Below are 14350 nucleotides of genomic sequence, written 5' to 3'. Positions count from 1 at the left end.
AAACCAGACCCAGCTTGCTACCCGAACCCCGGAGCCGGAAACACACCAATGCACCAGAGGACTAACTGGCTGGCCCCGGCGTGGCTGTCATGACCAGGTACTCGAACTCCAGCCGAAAGAGGTCCCCGTCGGTCACACCACGTTCGCCGACGAACGAGCGCAGATCCGCGCGCATCGCCTCCCAGCGGCCCTGCGCTACAAGCCGGTCCCGTTCCGCGGCGTTGCCCGTGCCGGTGGCCACATCGAGCACCCGATCATTCGGCCCTACCTCGGCCGCCGCCACCACGGCTTCGGCGGCCGGCATCAACAGCCGGGCCATCGCGGGGTAGTCGCCGAGGCCCCAGGTGGTTGCGAATGTAGGCACTACGCCTTCCTCGTCGAAGGAGGCGCCCTTGGGTCGGATGCTCCGGGTGAGCGTGGCGGACTCGGTCCGTCGCAGCGCCTCTCACCCCAGCGCCAACCATAGATTCACCTGGGATGCCCCGGCCTCCCCTCGCTGGGGGAGATTGCCAGCGCTGGCGTCTTGCCCCGGATCGGTCCCTCATCCCTCGATCCGGGGAGGTGTTCTCGGCAGCCATGTTGTCATCCTGGTGCATCAGCTCGTGACGGAACGCCGTCGGCTGGATTCTGGCCGAGGCCGTCGAACCAACTTGGAGCGCCGATGACGAGACATGCTGTTCGGGCGGCGCGGATGTTCGACGGCGAGCGACTCGTGGACGGTGGGGTGCTGGTCCTGCTGGACGACGGGTGGATCGCCGACGTACACCGGGGTTGGGCCGAGGCACCGGAAGGCTGGCCGGTACGCGAAGAGCCGGACGGCACCCTGCTGCCCGGCTTGGTCGACGCGCACGTACACCTGTGCGCCGACGCCGGGCCCGACGCGCTCGGCCGGCTCGCCGAGCGCCCCGAGACGGACCTCGACGCGGTCATCGAAGCGTCACTGCGCGCGCACCTGGCGGCCGGTGTCACGACCGTCCGGGACCTGGGCGACCGCCGCGACGCCGTACTCCGATGGCGAGACCGGGCGGTGCGCGACGACCTACCAACGGTGGTGGGCTCCGGCGCACCGGTCACCAGCGTCGGCGGACACTGCTGGTCGATGGGGGGCGAGGCGAGCGGCGTCGACGGGATCCGCGAGGCCGTGCGCCTGCGGGCGGCGGCCGGCGCCGACCTGGTGAAGCTCATGGCCAGCGGCGGCGTGTTCACCCCCGGCACCGACACCACCCGACCGCAGTTCAGCGACCAGGAGTTGATCGCCGCGCTGGCCCAGGCGCACGATCTCGACCTGCCGGTGACCGCGCACGCCCACGCGCTCAGCGCGGTCGAGCAGGCATTGCGCCTTGGCTTCGACGGCATAGAGCACTGCACGTGCGTGACGGCGACCGGCGCCCACGTACCCGACGAGCTCGCGGACCGCCTGGCCGCGGCCGGGGTGGCGGTCTGTGCCACGCTCGGCACCGATCCGGCCGTGGTCGCGCCGCCGGAGGTGGTGGCGATGGCGGCGCGGGCCGGGCTCAGCGAGGCCACGCTGCGCGACGGTGCCGCCACCCTGCATCGGGCCGGGGTCCGCTTGGTGGCCGGTTCGGACGCGGGCCTCGGCCCCGCGAAGCCGCACGGGATCCTGCCGGAATCGCTCGTCGAGTACGTCGCGTGCGGCATCCCCGCCACCGCCGCCCTCACCGCAGCCACCTCGGTCGGCGCGGAGGTGTGTGGCCTCGGGCGGCGCAAGGGCCGTGTCCGCCCCGGATTCGAAGCCGACCTACTGGTCGTGGACGGCGACCCGACGAGCGACATCACGGCACTGCGCCGCCCGCTCGCCGTGTACCGCGCCGGCAGACCCTCCTGAGCCTCTCCCCCGCCCACCGGACGGTGCCCGTACGTTGGTGCGGTGGCTACCATCGCGAGAATGCCGATCACGGCCCGTACGGTGCGGTTGCTCATGCCGGTCGCGGCGCTGCTGTTCGTGGGCCTAGCGCTGCTGATCCGCGCCGTCGACGACGGTGCGCTGCGGCAACACTCCGGCACCGCGTTGTACGCGTCGATGGTCTGGGCCGCGGTGCTGTTCCTGTGGCCGCGAATGGCACCGCTGCCCGCCGGGGTCGTCGCCACCGCCTTCTGCTGGGTGGTCGAGCTGGCGCAGTTGACCGGGGTGCCGGCCGAACTGTCGGCGCGGAGCATGGCCGCGAGGCTGGCGCTGGGTGTGCAGTTCGACCCCGTCGACCTGGCCTGGTACCCGGTCGGGGTGGCTCCCCTGCTGGCGCTGCACCTTTTGGTACGCGCCCGCCACCGCCGCGCGTCGTCGTCCCCCCAGCGGCCCTCCGAGTTGACCCACGCTAATGGCTGACCGCGCTGCGGACGGTCCCGCACAAGCCGGCAGTAGCGTGATTGGGCCGCGACGGGCGCGCTCAGGACGAGCGGAGCTGCTCGCGGAGCCAGGCCCGATCGGGGTTCACGACAGCCTGACCGGCGAGCACGACGGTGGGCACGGTCTCGTTGCCGCTTGCGACCGCCCTCACGGCGGCAGCACCTGCCGGGTCTAACCAGATGTCCACCCAGTGCGCCCGCCGGGCGAGCCGGCCAAGGGAGAACCGGAGCTGGAGGCAGTAGCGACAGCCGGGACGCCAGTACACGATCGGCCGGCCGTCCGCCGCGCTGGCCCGTTGCGCTTCGGCGGCTTCGACCGAGCGGGGGAAGGCCCAGGGCGAGAGCAGCAGTGCCAGCGCCAAGAAGATCAGCAGCTCGACGCCACCGACGACGGGCAGACCGTCGGTCAGTTGCGTCACCGCCACCAGCGCGCCGCACACCGCCATCAGGATCGCCAAAGTCCACCGCCGCAGCACGCCGCGACTCTACCGCCAGGTACGTGGAGGGCTGTCTTCGCTAGCTGTCATGTGTGATCTCGCCAGCGGCGGCGTACCCCATGCCGGATCTAGCAGAAGGGCGAAGCGCCGCCGCGATGCCAGCGGCGCACGCTAGCGGCGGACGGTGAGCACCCCGACGGTCGCGAGTAGTGCCGCCGCCAACAGGTACGTCCAGCGGTCGTGGGCTGCGTTCCAGCCGTCGCCGATGCCGACGAGCAGACCCACGGACGCCGGCAGCAGCGCTACCACCGTCATCCCGAGCAGGAGCGTCGGAGCGGCAAGTGGACTGCCGATCCCGCGCGGTGAGCGTCGCCAGCCGACTGCCGACGCGAGAAACGCGACCGCCGCGACGGCCGCGGCCTCACGGGTCAGGTCCGCATACGGCAGCGACGCTGTCTCCGGCCCGGAGCGTGTCACCGCCAATGCTGCCGCCCAGCAGGCGCCGCCGACGACCGCGACGGCGACCCCTCGTACCAGCGCGCCGAGCCAGGCCGGGACCGGCAGAGTCTCCGCGATCGGCTTCGCGGGGTCGTCGAGCGCGAACGTGACGCCGAGGCCGACGCAGGCCATCACCAGCCGCAGCAACGTGATGTGGTCGTCGGGTGGCAGGATCGACTCGGTCACCGTCGGTGGGATCACGATCGCCACACCGACGAGGCCGGCCGCCAGCAGCGGCGGGATCCGCGTCGACCTCAGCGTCGGCCAGACCAGCGCCGCCACCGTCCGCAGTCGCCCACCCCGCCTCGGCACAGGCCCGCCGGCCGCCTGCCCCGACGCGCCGACGGCGGACACGTCACTCACGGGACGCACGGCAGCGTGTCGTCGTCCGGCGCGAGCGGCTGGATCGGCACCCCGAAGATGGCGCCGAAACGCTCCAACGGTGTGTCGGGCGCCGTCAGCTCGGCCCAGTGCCGCTCGACGAGTGGTGCCACCTCGGCGGCCCGTTCCAGCAACTCCAACGCCGGTGCCGCCGCCCGGTCGGATGCCGCGATGCCGTACATGAAGGACATGTCGCTGAGGGAGAGCCCGCCGGTGCTGCTCTCGTCCAGCGAACGCAACCCGGCCAGGGTGGTCGGCGACGCCCGCCCGACCAGCCATACCAGGAGCGCCGCCCGCGCCCCGCACAGGAGGCTCCCCCCGTCGTACGCCTTCGCGGCCATCAGCCGGTAGGCGACCCCGGCGGCCAGGGCGGCGGCTGCCCGGTCGTCGCCCCACGCGGTGCCGACCTGGACCGCCTCCGGGGTTCCCGCCGCCACGTCCTCGACCTTCCAAGCGGCTACCCTCCGCCGGTCTTCGGCGGTCGACCCGGTCCAGCCCCCCGCGGTGATTGCGTCGAGGGAGGTCCGCTGCCGCACCGCGAGCGGCGGCCCGGACGAGGCGGCGCTGGCCGGCACGACCGCGCGTACCGAGGTCACCACCGCGTCCCACCCGGGAACGAACCCGTCGAACCCCTCGAAGAAGCAGTAGGTGACGTCGCCGCGGATCTCGCACGACTGGATGCTCGCCGGCCGGTCCTCCACCGTCGCGCGGGCCGCCGCCAGGCCCGGGTCGGGCCGCGACTGGGTCAGCCCGCCGCCGACGGCGAGGATCAGCCCGACGACGAGCCCGCCCGCGACGACCTGCCGCCGCGCGTTGGCTCGGGCCAGGACGGCGGCGGCGAGCAGCACGGTGATCCCGACCAGGTAAACCAGGTGCCGGGCCGCGGGCCGGTCGGAGACACCAGCGGGCACCGGGACCGTGAAATCGCTGATGTAGACCGGCAGCAGGAACCGCCAGCCGGTCTCGATGAGCATCGGGGTGATCGCCAGGAACTCCAGCACGAGGACGAGCAGGACGACCAACGGGGCGATCAGCACGGAGCGAATCAGAACCCCGGAGAGCACCCCGGTTGCGCCGAGGAGCAGCGTCAGCGCCGACGGGGTCAGCATCGCGGCGACGTCGACCGACCTGGCAGCGCCCGGCAGCGCCGCGGAGACCCCGACCCGGACGGCGACGAGCAGCAGGGTGAGGGCGGCCAGCGACAGCAGGGCCAGGAGGAACCCGCCGACCCGCCACGCTGGCGGCAGCACCAGCACGTCGTAGGACGGGTCGACCTTGTGCCGGTGCGCTCGTAGCGTGACAAGGTTCGCCACGATCAGCGCCGACCCGCCAAGGATCGGCAGCGCCAGCAGGTTGATGGTGATCAGCTCGTCGGGGAGCACCGGATATCGGTTGGCGGAGCCGGCCAGCCAGTCCCACAGCCACGGGGCGAGGAACAGCAGCGCGGCCGCGATCGTGAGCGGATGTCGCAGCATCCGGACCGACTCGAACCGGGCGAGCGCGAGGAGCGCCTGCCTACGCCCGTTTCTGGACGGCGGCATCGGCCGGGCCGGCGCGGCTACCGTCGACGTCGCGGTCATCGCGCGCCTCCCGCGCTCGCCGACGCCTCGGCGCCAGCGTCGACGAGCGTCAGGTAGCCGTCCTCAATCGACGGCTCGACCAGCGTGGCACCAGGTGGCGGGTCGCCGACGTGGCGGTGGAGGCCCGTGCCCGTCCGCCACGACGCCAACGCCCCGGCCTGCCGCTCCGCGCTCGTCCACACCCTGCCGGCAGCCAACCCGGCCAGCTTCGCCGGGGTGCCCTCGAACCGTACTCGGCCCCGGTCGAGGACGATGACCTCCTGGCACAGCGACATGACGTCCTCGGTCTGATGCGTGGAGAGCAGCACCGTCTTGCGCTCGCCGAGGTCGGCGATCAGCTCCCGGAACCGCAGCCGCTGCTCCGGGTCGAGACCGACCGTCGGTTCGTCGAGGATGACGAGGTCCGGGTCGCCGACCAGTGCGGCCGCCAGCGCGAGCCGTTGCTTCATGCCGCCGGACAGGGTCCGGATCCGGGATCGCCGGCGGTCGTCGAGGCCGACGGCGGAGAGCACCCGGGCGACCTCGGCATGCCGCGCCGACCGGTGCGTGAGCTCCTTGAGGATCGCGACGTAGTCGACGAACTCGAACGCGGTGAACGACGGGTGGAACCCTGGATCCTGGGGCAGGTACCCGAGCCGGCGCCGGACCGCGAGCCGCCCAGGTGGCGTGCTCGGATCGTGGCCGAAGACCCGCAGCGTTCCGCCGTCGGCGGGCAGGGCGGTCGCGACGATCCGCAGCAGTGTCGTCTTGCCCGCGCCGTTTGGGCCGAGCAGCCCGGTCACCCCGGTGCGCAGCGTGAACGAGACGTCCCCGAGGGCGGTGGTGCGCCCGTATCGCAGCGCCAGACCCGTTGCCTGAACGACGGTCATGAAGCCCTCCTGATGGGGTTGGGGACGTGGTAACGGTCGTAGGCACCGCGCTGACGAGACAGCGCGACTGCGGCAATCCCGCCGACGACCGCGACGCCGGCCTGCCCGGCGAGGGTGAAGACGAGCCGGTCGCCCAAGGTTGCGGCGACCACCGTCGCCCAACCCACGCCGACGACAACCGCTGCCGGCCCCGCGCCGAGCCGGGTCGAGAGCAGCAGCGACAGCACGGTCAGGGCGAGCGACGGGAGGAACCAGCCGGTCGCACGCAGCCCGTACTCGTAGATGAAGAGGCTGGCCACCGCGGACAGCGCGGTGGTCGCGGAAAGTACCGCGAGGCAACGCAACAGCAGTAACCGGAACGAGCGGATCGGGGCGACCACCGCGATCTCGTAGGTGGGGTCGATGCCGGGCGCGAATGACATCGCGACCGCGACGAGCGGCAGCAGCGGGGCTACGACGAGAAAGACGACCGGGTCGGTGAACACGGCCACCGTTGCCGTCAACGTGGCCGTGACCGCGATCGCGACGAGCCACGACAGCCGCAGCGCCGGCGTCGCCGCGAGCAGCCGCGCGGTGTGGTCGGGGACGCCGGCCATGATCATCAGCCGTTCGACGGGCCCGGGCCGTGGTGCGTCCAGGGCGGCGTCGAGGCGGGCCCAGCCACCGTCGACCACCCATCCCATGTCGAGGGCCGCGGTGGCGGCGAGGCGTTCGCGGCACTCACCGCAGGCGGCCAGGTGCGCCTCCGTGGACCACAGAGCAGGGGCGACGAGGGTACGGGTGGCGTAGGCGCGTAGGTCCTCGTCGAGCAGATGCCAGGTCATGTCAGCTCCTCTCGCAGCTGCCGGCGGGCCCGCATCGCCCGCGTCTTGACGGTGCCGGCGGGGATGCCGAGCAGGACGGCGGCCTCGGTGGTGGAGAGGCCGTCGAGGACGGTGGCGCGGATGACGGCGCGTAGCTCCGGGGAGAGGCGGATGAGGGCGCCGCCGAGGTCGCCGTGCTCGAGACCGATCAGCACCTGCTCCTCGGCGGACGGCTCGTCGCGGCCGCGCAGGCGGGCCAGGAGCCGGCTGAGCCGGTCGCGGGACGTGTGGCGGCGCAGCGCGTCGATGAGCCGGCGCGACCCGATCCGCCACAGCCAGGCGGCAGCGTCGGTGTCGCGGGGCCGGAACGAGGCGGCGGCACCGGTCCACACCGCGAGAAATGTTTCCTGCACGACGTCGTCGACGAGGGCGTCGTCGGCGCAGCGGTAGCAAAGGCGCAGGCGCAGCCACGGCGCGTGCCGGCGGTAGAACGCCTCGAACGCGTTCCGGTCGCCGCCTGCGGTCAGGGCCAGGAGGTCAGCATCATCCTGGGCGGTCATGCCTACCTATCGCAGCGGGACCAAGGTTTGGTTCACAAGACACTGGTGCCTTCCTACCAGCGCGCCCGCCAGGCACCCAAGCAGCGGCGGCGCGTGGATCGTCGCCCGGCTATACGCCATCGGTCGCGCCGGCGAGGAACTGGCGGTCAAGCTCGAAGGGTTGCCGCCGCGTCGACCGTCTTCGAGGCTTGCACGGTCGCGCGAACGGATGTCGCGCCCGAGCGGGGTAGCCGGCGGTCGTACTTTGGGACGATCTGGAGTCGCACCGCCGTTCGTACGATGGTCCTATGCACCCTCGCCTGCACGCTGTGTTGGCCGAGCCGCGTGTCTCACCTGCGCCGTCCCGGGTGTGGCGCGACTGGGCGATGATCGCGGTCCTCGCGCCAGCGATCGTGTTGGAGGGGATCCTCCGGCCCGATCTGCCGTGGCGGGTGGGCTGCGTCGTCGTGGCGCTCGCGTTGCTGCCCACGCTCCTGTGGCGGCGTGCCCATCCGCTCCACATGGTGGCGATCGCGTTCGGCTTCACGACGGTCGGCCCATTCGTGCTGCCCGGCGATGCCTGCCAGATGTTCACGGCGAGCTTCCTGGTTCTCCTGGTCAGCGCGCTGTTCCGCTGGGGCTCCGGCCGCGATGCCGTGATCGGTTCGTTCTTCGTGGTGGCCAAGGTCGCCGCCGCCGGCCTGGTCGGCTCGATCGACGGAGGCGAACTCGTCGCCGGCTTCGCGGTGATGTTCGCCGCGGCCACACTGGGTACCGCGATCCGCTTCCGCGCCGCCGCCCGGCTGCGTGAGCTCGATCAGGTGAAGCTGCTGGAGCGCGAGCGGCTCGCCCGTGACCTGCACGACACGGTGGCTCACCACGTGTCGGCGATGGCGATCCGCGCGCAGGCCGGCATCGCGACGTCGGCGAGCCAGCCGGGTTCCGCCGTCGAGGCGCTCCGCGCCATCGAGGCCGAGGCGTCCCGTGCGCTCGCCGAGATGCGCGCGATGGTCCGCGTCCTGCGCCGCGACCAGCCCGCCGACCTGGGGCCCAGCCCGCAGGTCGCCGACATCGAGCGGCTCGCCGGCCACTTCCGCACCGGGCCGGCCGTCGACGTGGATCTGCGCGGCGACCTCGGTGACATTCCGCCCACGGTCGGCTCCGCGCTCTATCGCCTGGCTCAGGAGTCGGTCACCAATGCCCGTCGCCACGCCCGCCACGCCACCCGCATCGAGGTCAGCGTCGCGGCCGACGACACCTCCGTGCGCCTGCGGGTCTGCGACGACGGAGAGGCTGGTGCCACCCGCCCGACAGGCTCGCCCGGTTTCGGCCTGGTGGGCATGATGGAGCGCGCCGACCTGCTCGGCGGCACCTGCGAGGCCGGCCCCAATCCCGGCCGTGGGTGGACCGTCACGGCGGTGCTCCCACGCGAGGGGGTCGGCACGTGACCGTCCGCGTGCTCGTGGCGGACGACCAGGAGATCGTCCGTACCGGCCTCACCATCATCTTGAACACCCAGCCCGGCATCGAGGTCGTCGGTGGGGCTGGCGACGGTCGTCAGGCGGTCGAGCTCGCCCGGCGGCTCCGCCCCGACGTGTGTCTCTTCGACATTCGGATGCCAGGCATGGACGGCATCGAGGCCACCCGGGCGCTCGCCGGGCCAGCGGTTGCGGAGCCGCTGGCGGTGGTCGTCATCACGACCTTCGACCTCGACGAGTACGTGTACGCGGCGCTGCGTGCCGGCGCCCGCGGCTTCCTGCTCAAGGAGGCTGGTCCCGACCTGCTCAGTCAGGCCGTGCACGCGGCCGCCAACGGGGACGCGCTGATCGCGCCGAGCGTCACCACGCGGCTGTTGAAGGCGTTCGCTGACGCGGGTCCAGCCGCCCCTCGGAAGCAGCCAGTCGATGCGCTCACCGACCGGGAGGAGCAGGTGCTGGTCGCCGTCGCGCGGGGACGCACCAACAAGGAGATCGCCGACGAGCTCTACATCACGTTGAGCACGGTCAAGTCGCACATCACCAGCCTGATGACGAAGCTCGGTGTGCGTAACCGGGTGGAGGTGGCGATGTGGGCGTACGAGACCAACCGCGCACGGGTGCGCTGGTGACGGAGCCGATGTCGACCGGTGACCGATCACCGACGTAAGTACGACGACGGCGTCGGACCATGGTCCGGCCCGATTGCGGCCCATGTGCCGATGAGCAGGGACGGTGCCGCGTCCACCATCGATGGCATGACACTGCGCGAGTGGCGGCTACCGGCCGCGTTGATCCTGCTGGGCCTGATACCGATGGTCGCTGGTGCGGCACGTCTCACCGAGCTGGGCACCGGACCGGAGGTCACCCCGGCGAACGCTCGCTTCATCGCCGATCCCCTGCCGGTGGTGCTGCACATCGTCGGCGCGGTGGTCTACACGATTCTCGGCGCCTTCCAGTTCGTACCCAGCCTGCGTCGCCGCCGCTGGCACCGCCTCGCCGGCCGGGTGCTTGTCCCCTGTGGACTGGCGGTCGCGCTCACCGGCCTGTGGATGGCCTTCGCGTACGACCTGCCGGCCCATGACAACGACGTGCTCGCCGTCATGCGGCTCGTCTTCGGCTCGGCCATGGCCGGCGCGATCCTGCTCGGTTTGGCCGACGCGCTACGCCGGCACTTCGCCCAGCACCGCAGGTGGATGGTGCGCGGCTACGCGATCGGCCTCGGCGCCGGCACCCAGGCGTTCACACACGCGCCGTACCTCATCGCGACCGGCGAACAGCCCGACGGCAACGTGCGGGCCGGGCTGGTGGTCGCCGGCTGGTTGATCAACCTTGCCGTGGCCGAGTGGTACCTGCGGCGTCCGGCCCCAATGGTCACCGCGGCAGCACTCCGCCGAGACGTACGTACGGGCTAGGCGGATCGGCGGTTCCTGGGCATTCTGGACTTGAGGCCGCATGGCTGCCGCGCCGCTGACACGGCAGCCACACGGGACGTCACTTGTTGTGCTTCTCCTGGCACGGCACGCAGAAGCGAGCATGTGGGAGAGCCTCAAGCCGCTCGGCCGGGATGCTCTGGCGGCACTTCTCGCAGGCACCGTAGGTGCCGTCGCTGATCCGGTTCAGCGCACCGGTGATCTGCTCGATGTTGCGGCGGGTGACCACCAGCAGCGCGGCCTGGTTGTGGGCCTCGCCGGGGTCGCCGGTGTCCGCGTTGAGCTCCGTCAATTCCCGCAACCGAGCCGTCTGTGTGGCGAAATCGTCCGCCAGGGACGCTCGCAGATCAGCCAGCCAACCCTGGTCGGCAACTCGATGATCGAGGCTCATGGCCTGCCTTTCGAAAGGGGTGTGAAAAAGAAAAGGGCCGAAGCTCGAATGGCTTCGCCCTGGCGGTCGTTCTGGGTTGCAACGACTCCGCAGGAGGGCCTCGGCCGCTCCGCGCCGGGCTCGACAGCCTGTGCGTGGGCGCGGTCCGCGGCGAACGGTCAACCGGCACCCGCATCCCCGCCAACAGGCGTGCCGCCGTCGCCACCCGGACAGCACCGGGTGCCGCCACCTCGGTGACGGCAGGCGAACAGAAAGTCACCGGCGGCATGCCCCCACCATAGAGTGGCGCTCACCGTTATGCCAACGGCCGGTTCGGGCCGTCTCAGCGGCCGTCGAGCGCAGAGGCGATCTTGGCCGGGGCGTTCAGGGGTGCGAGCTGCTCCTCGCCCAGTCCGTACCGCTGGGCGAGGTACGCGGGGTCCTGCCAGCTGACCAGCGAGCCGGGCTGGCCGTCGTCGCGCACCAGGAGTCGCATGGGCAGGTCGATGGCGATCTCGGGACGGGCCTGCATGAGCGGAGTGCCCGCCTGCGGGTTTCCGAAGATGATGACCTGCGTGTCGGGCATGCTCAGCCCGGCCTTGCGAGCGGCCGCCGCATGATCGACCACCGCCGCCACCGCAGCACCCACGCGTTCCGCCTCAGCCCGCAGCGCAGAGACGGTCTCTCCGACGTCGTGGGCGCTCCGCCTGGTCACCAATCCGTCGTTCACGGCCGACCCCCGCTCACCGTGTCGCTGGGCGAATCCATCTCATCCTGCCCGCAAAGGACGCCGGTCCGGGGAGATTTGTCGCAGAACGAGGGCCGGTTCTTCCCTTCTCACCGCGGTAGCCAGCCTGTTGGCGGTCGTCGGCACTCCGGCGTCACGGTGCGCCTGTCGAGCCGCCTTCACCGCCAAACATAGCGGCGTCGTTCGGGTGGCTGTCGAACCCGGTACCCGTGCCGCGCAAGCTGCCCCGCCTCGACTTCCTGCTCTTCGTGGCGATCTGCAGTGCAGCGCGCTTCGCCAGCCGCAACTGCTCCTCCCGGGTCAGGACCCGGGATGCTCGTCGGCGGCTGGCCAACAGCGCCACAACCACGAGGCCCACCAGTACGAGCACGACCACGATGCCCCAGACGAGGAGGTGACCATCCATGCCCGCACGGTAACGGGGGCAGGCAACAATCCGGCATCCGGCCGGGCGCCACAGCATGATCCGCGGATAGTCGGGAACCCTGGGCCGGAGGCATCCACGGCGTCCCTGAATCGGCCTCGGCGAGCGGCTTGCGATGGGACACAGCCGGACATGTGTGACCTGCTGCCGACGGCCGGGGAGGTGTGCGGTGACAGCACTACGGAGGCCGACACCGGCGGAGCCGTGGCCGGACACGCGGGCAGGGCCGGATGTGCCCAGCGGCGCCTCCCGGGATCTGCCGCCGGAACTGGGGCCGGACGCGATCGGTGTTCTCGAGGGTCGCACCTTCATGTTCTCCGACGCCCGCGGGGACGTGCCACGAGGCTCCATTGGCGGCCTGGTTCACGACGACACACGGTTTCTCAGCCAGTGGGAGCTGACGATTGACGACCAGGCGCTGTCGGTGCTCTCTTCGGGAACCGTCGACGCTTACTCGGCGGCGTTCTTCCTGGCCAACGCTGACCTGCCGCTCCTGCCTGCCAATCGGGTCGGCCTGCGGCGGCAGCGCGTGGTCGGCGACGGCCTCTACGAACGGATCGAGCTGCGTTACTTCGGCATCGAGCCGGTGACGATCCGAGTGCGCCTGGCCGTCGGAGCGGATTTCGCGGACCTGTTCGAGATCAAGGAGTCCGGCCGCGACCGCGCCCCGGACATCGAGCGGCAGCACGAGCGGGACGGCTCGGCTCTCAGGTTCGGATATCGCAACGGCAGCTTCACGGCGTCGGTCCGCGTCGAGGCCGACCCGCCGGCCGACCTGGTCGACGGCGACGCGCTCGTGTGGGATGTGCGCCTCGAGCGGGGACACCAGTGGAGCTGTGACTTGAAGGTTCCCCTGCGCAGCGGTGAGGAGGACTACCGTCCTGTGCTGCGCGGGTTGGGCGAGACGTTCGATCATGGGCCGGAGGACCCGTCCACCCGATGGGCGGCTGCCAAACCGCGTCTGCACTCCGACAGCGACTTACTCGGCGACGTCTACCACCAGTCGGCGGTTGATCTGGTCTCCATGCGGATCGAGAAGACCATCGCGGGTGAGCCGGTCGTCCTGTTCGCGGCGGGCTTGCCGTGGTTTCTCACCGTCTTTGGCCGTGACACGCTGATCACCGCGTACCAGAGCATGATCTGCGGCCCGGATGTCGCCCGCGGGGCTCTGATCGTGCTGGCCTCGCACCAGGCGAAGAAGTTCGACGACTTCACCGACCAGGAGCCGGGCAAGATCTTCCACGAGTATCGCTCGGGCGAGCTCACCCAGCTCGGGCTGAAGCCCTTCCACCCCTACTACGGGGGCGCCGACACCACCGCGCTCTGGCTCATCCTGCTGTCCGAGTATTGGCGGTGGACCGGGGACGACCACCTCGTGCGGAGTCTGCGCGACAACGCCGAGGCCGCGCTGCGGTGGATCGACCACTTCGGAGACCGCGACGGTGACGGTTACGTCGAATACGCCACCCGCTCCACCCAGGGCCTGGGCAACCAGTGCTGGCGGGACTCCCCGGACGGCATCCAGTACGCCGACGGCGGCATCCCCGTCCTGCCCATCGCCACCTGCGAGACACAGGGGTACACCTACGACGCGAAACGACGTATGGCGGAACTCGCCGCCGGGCCCTGGCACGACCCGGACCTGGCCCAACGGCTACACCGCGAAGCCGACCGGCTCCGTGAGCAGTTCAACCGGGACTACTGGATCCCCGAGCGCGGCGGCTACTACGCGGTCGGCCTCGACGGCGACAAGCGTCCCATCGACTCCATGACCTCGAACATGGGGCATCTGCTGTGGAGTGGCATCGTCCCCGACGACCGCGCCGCACAGGTCGCCCGACACCTGATGTCTCCGGAACTGTTCTCCGGCTGGGGCGTTCGCACCCTGTCCACCGCCGATGTCGGCTACAACCCCATCGGTTATCACGTCGGCACCGTCTGGCCGCACGACAACTCGATCATCGCGGCCGGGCTGGCCCGCTACGGCCACCGCGACGAGGCCAACCGGATCGCGATGGCGATGCTGGAAGCTTCCCGCCACTCCCAGCACCGGCTGCCCGAAGCGTTCTCCGGCTACGACCGGTCCTTCGGCCACGAGCCCGTGGCGTACCCCACCGCCTGCAACCCTCAGGCCTGGGCCAGTGGCGCACCGCTGCTGTTTCTGCGCACGATGCTCGGCCTCGAACCGGGCGAGGGCCGTCTCGTCGCCGACGCCCACGTCCCTGACGAACTCGGCCGGATCCGCCTACACCACACGGCGGCGCTCGGCCGACGGTGGAACATCGACGCTGCCGGGTCCGAGTGCACGGTCCTCCCCGCTGACTAGGTGTGCCGTCAGGGCCGCGGCTCCTGTTGGGCACAGGCCCGCCGCAAACCGAAGCTGGGGCGCGAGGACATTCGTCCTCGCGCCCCAGCCGGGTCCGCTGATC

Annotated in this window: 16 protein-coding genes; 6 read left to right on the top strand and 10 right to left on the bottom strand. The window is 71.3% G+C overall.

Annotated features, from left to right (window positions below):
- Window positions 1–61: 61 nt before the first annotated feature.
- The gene (locus tag HNR20_RS27510; protein WP_184185608.1) at window positions 62–364 is read right to left on the bottom strand and encodes a hypothetical protein; all 303 of its coding nucleotides are present in this window, start codon (window positions 362–364) and stop codon (window positions 62–64) included.
- 297 nt (window positions 365–661) lie between these two features.
- On the opposite strand from HNR20_RS27510, the gene HNR20_RS27505 reads away from it, so the two are divergent.
- Window positions 662–1846, top strand: a complete 1185-nt coding sequence (locus HNR20_RS27505; protein WP_184185605.1) for an amidohydrolase family protein — start codon at window positions 662–664, stop codon at window positions 1844–1846.
- Between the two features lie 60 nt (window positions 1847–1906).
- Complete coding sequence (locus HNR20_RS27500) at window positions 1907–2344, top strand: ribosomal maturation YjgA family protein (RefSeq protein WP_184185602.1); 438 nt, start codon at window positions 1907–1909, stop codon at window positions 2342–2344.
- Between the two features lie 61 nt (window positions 2345–2405).
- Here HNR20_RS27500 and HNR20_RS27495 read toward each other — a convergent pair whose 3' ends face one another.
- From HNR20_RS27495 to HNR20_RS27470, 6 genes are all read right to left on the bottom strand, one after another.
- Entirely contained in the window at window positions 2406–2840 is a 435-nt protein-coding gene (locus tag HNR20_RS27495) for a glutaredoxin domain-containing protein (protein ID WP_184185600.1), read from the bottom strand.
- Window positions 2841–2972: 132 nt separating this feature from the next.
- Window positions 2973–3662, bottom strand: coding sequence for a hypothetical protein (locus tag HNR20_RS27490; protein ID WP_184185597.1), 690 nt, complete (start codon window positions 3660–3662; stop codon window positions 2973–2975).
- A complete protein-coding gene (locus HNR20_RS27485; RefSeq protein WP_184185594.1) occupies window positions 3659–5260 on the bottom strand; it encodes a hypothetical protein in 1602 nt (533 codons plus the stop codon). Before HNR20_RS27485 ends, HNR20_RS27490 begins: the two co-directional genes overlap by 4 nt.
- Window positions 5257–6129 carry an ABC transporter ATP-binding protein gene (locus HNR20_RS27480; RefSeq protein ID WP_184185591.1) on the bottom strand — a complete coding sequence of 291 codons (873 nt, stop codon included), beginning with the start codon at window positions 6127–6129 and terminating at the stop codon, window positions 5257–5259. The genes HNR20_RS27485 and HNR20_RS27480 overlap by 4 nt, the downstream gene beginning before the upstream one ends.
- Entirely contained in the window at window positions 6126–6953 is an 828-nt protein-coding gene (locus tag HNR20_RS27475) for a cupin domain-containing protein (protein WP_184185588.1), read from the bottom strand. Before HNR20_RS27475 ends, HNR20_RS27480 begins: the two co-directional genes overlap by 4 nt.
- Window positions 6950–7492, bottom strand: a complete 543-nt coding sequence (locus HNR20_RS27470; protein WP_184185585.1) for an RNA polymerase sigma factor — start codon at window positions 7490–7492, stop codon at window positions 6950–6952. The genes HNR20_RS27475 and HNR20_RS27470 overlap by 4 nt, the downstream gene beginning before the upstream one ends.
- Window positions 7493–7779: 287 nt before the next feature.
- Here HNR20_RS27470 and HNR20_RS27465 point away from each other — a divergent pair, with 287 nt between their 5' ends.
- The 3 genes from HNR20_RS27465 (at window position 7780) to HNR20_RS27455 (ending at window position 10361) form a co-directional block, all read left to right on the top strand.
- Window positions 7780–8919, top strand: coding sequence for a sensor histidine kinase (locus HNR20_RS27465; protein ID WP_184185582.1), 1140 nt, complete (start codon window positions 7780–7782; stop codon window positions 8917–8919).
- Window positions 8916–9578, top strand: coding sequence for a response regulator (locus HNR20_RS27460; RefSeq protein ID WP_184185579.1), 663 nt, complete (start codon window positions 8916–8918; stop codon window positions 9576–9578). Before HNR20_RS27465 ends, HNR20_RS27460 begins: the two co-directional genes overlap by 4 nt.
- Before the next feature lie 126 nt (window positions 9579–9704).
- A complete protein-coding gene (locus tag HNR20_RS27455) occupies window positions 9705–10361 on the top strand; it encodes a DUF2306 domain-containing protein (protein WP_184185576.1) in 657 nt (218 codons plus the stop codon).
- A 79-nt stretch (window positions 10362–10440) separates the two neighbouring features.
- Here HNR20_RS27455 and HNR20_RS27450 read toward each other — a convergent pair whose 3' ends face one another.
- The 3 genes from HNR20_RS27450 to HNR20_RS27440 all read right to left on the bottom strand — a co-directional run bounded on the left by HNR20_RS27450 (window position 10441) and on the right by HNR20_RS27440 (window position 11903).
- Complete coding sequence (locus tag HNR20_RS27450) at window positions 10441–10770, bottom strand: TraR/DksA family transcriptional regulator (protein ID WP_184185573.1); 330 nt, start codon at window positions 10768–10770, stop codon at window positions 10441–10443.
- Between the two features lie 322 nt (window positions 10771–11092).
- Window positions 11093–11464, bottom strand: a complete 372-nt coding sequence (locus HNR20_RS27445) for a DUF302 domain-containing protein (RefSeq protein ID WP_221309941.1) — start codon at window positions 11462–11464, stop codon at window positions 11093–11095.
- Window positions 11465–11630: 166 nt separating this feature from the next.
- Complete coding sequence (locus HNR20_RS27440; RefSeq protein ID WP_184185570.1) at window positions 11631–11903, bottom strand: hypothetical protein; 273 nt, start codon at window positions 11901–11903, stop codon at window positions 11631–11633.
- Between the two features lie 187 nt (window positions 11904–12090).
- Here HNR20_RS27440 and HNR20_RS27435 point away from each other — a divergent pair, with 187 nt between their 5' ends.
- The gene (locus HNR20_RS27435; RefSeq protein ID WP_229687272.1) at window positions 12091–14247 is read left to right on the top strand and encodes an amylo-alpha-1,6-glucosidase; all 2157 of its coding nucleotides are present in this window, start codon (window positions 12091–12093) and stop codon (window positions 14245–14247) included.
- Window positions 14248–14350: the final 103 nt, after the last annotated feature.

Origin of the sequence: Micromonospora parathelypteridis (genome assembly GCF_014201145.1) — a bacterium.
In the GTDB taxonomy this organism is placed as follows: Bacteria; Actinomycetota; Actinomycetes; order Mycobacteriales; family Micromonosporaceae; genus Micromonospora; species Micromonospora parathelypteridis.
The sequence above is the reverse complement of the archived record's forward strand: the minus strand, read 5'-3'. Positions and strand labels throughout refer to the sequence as shown.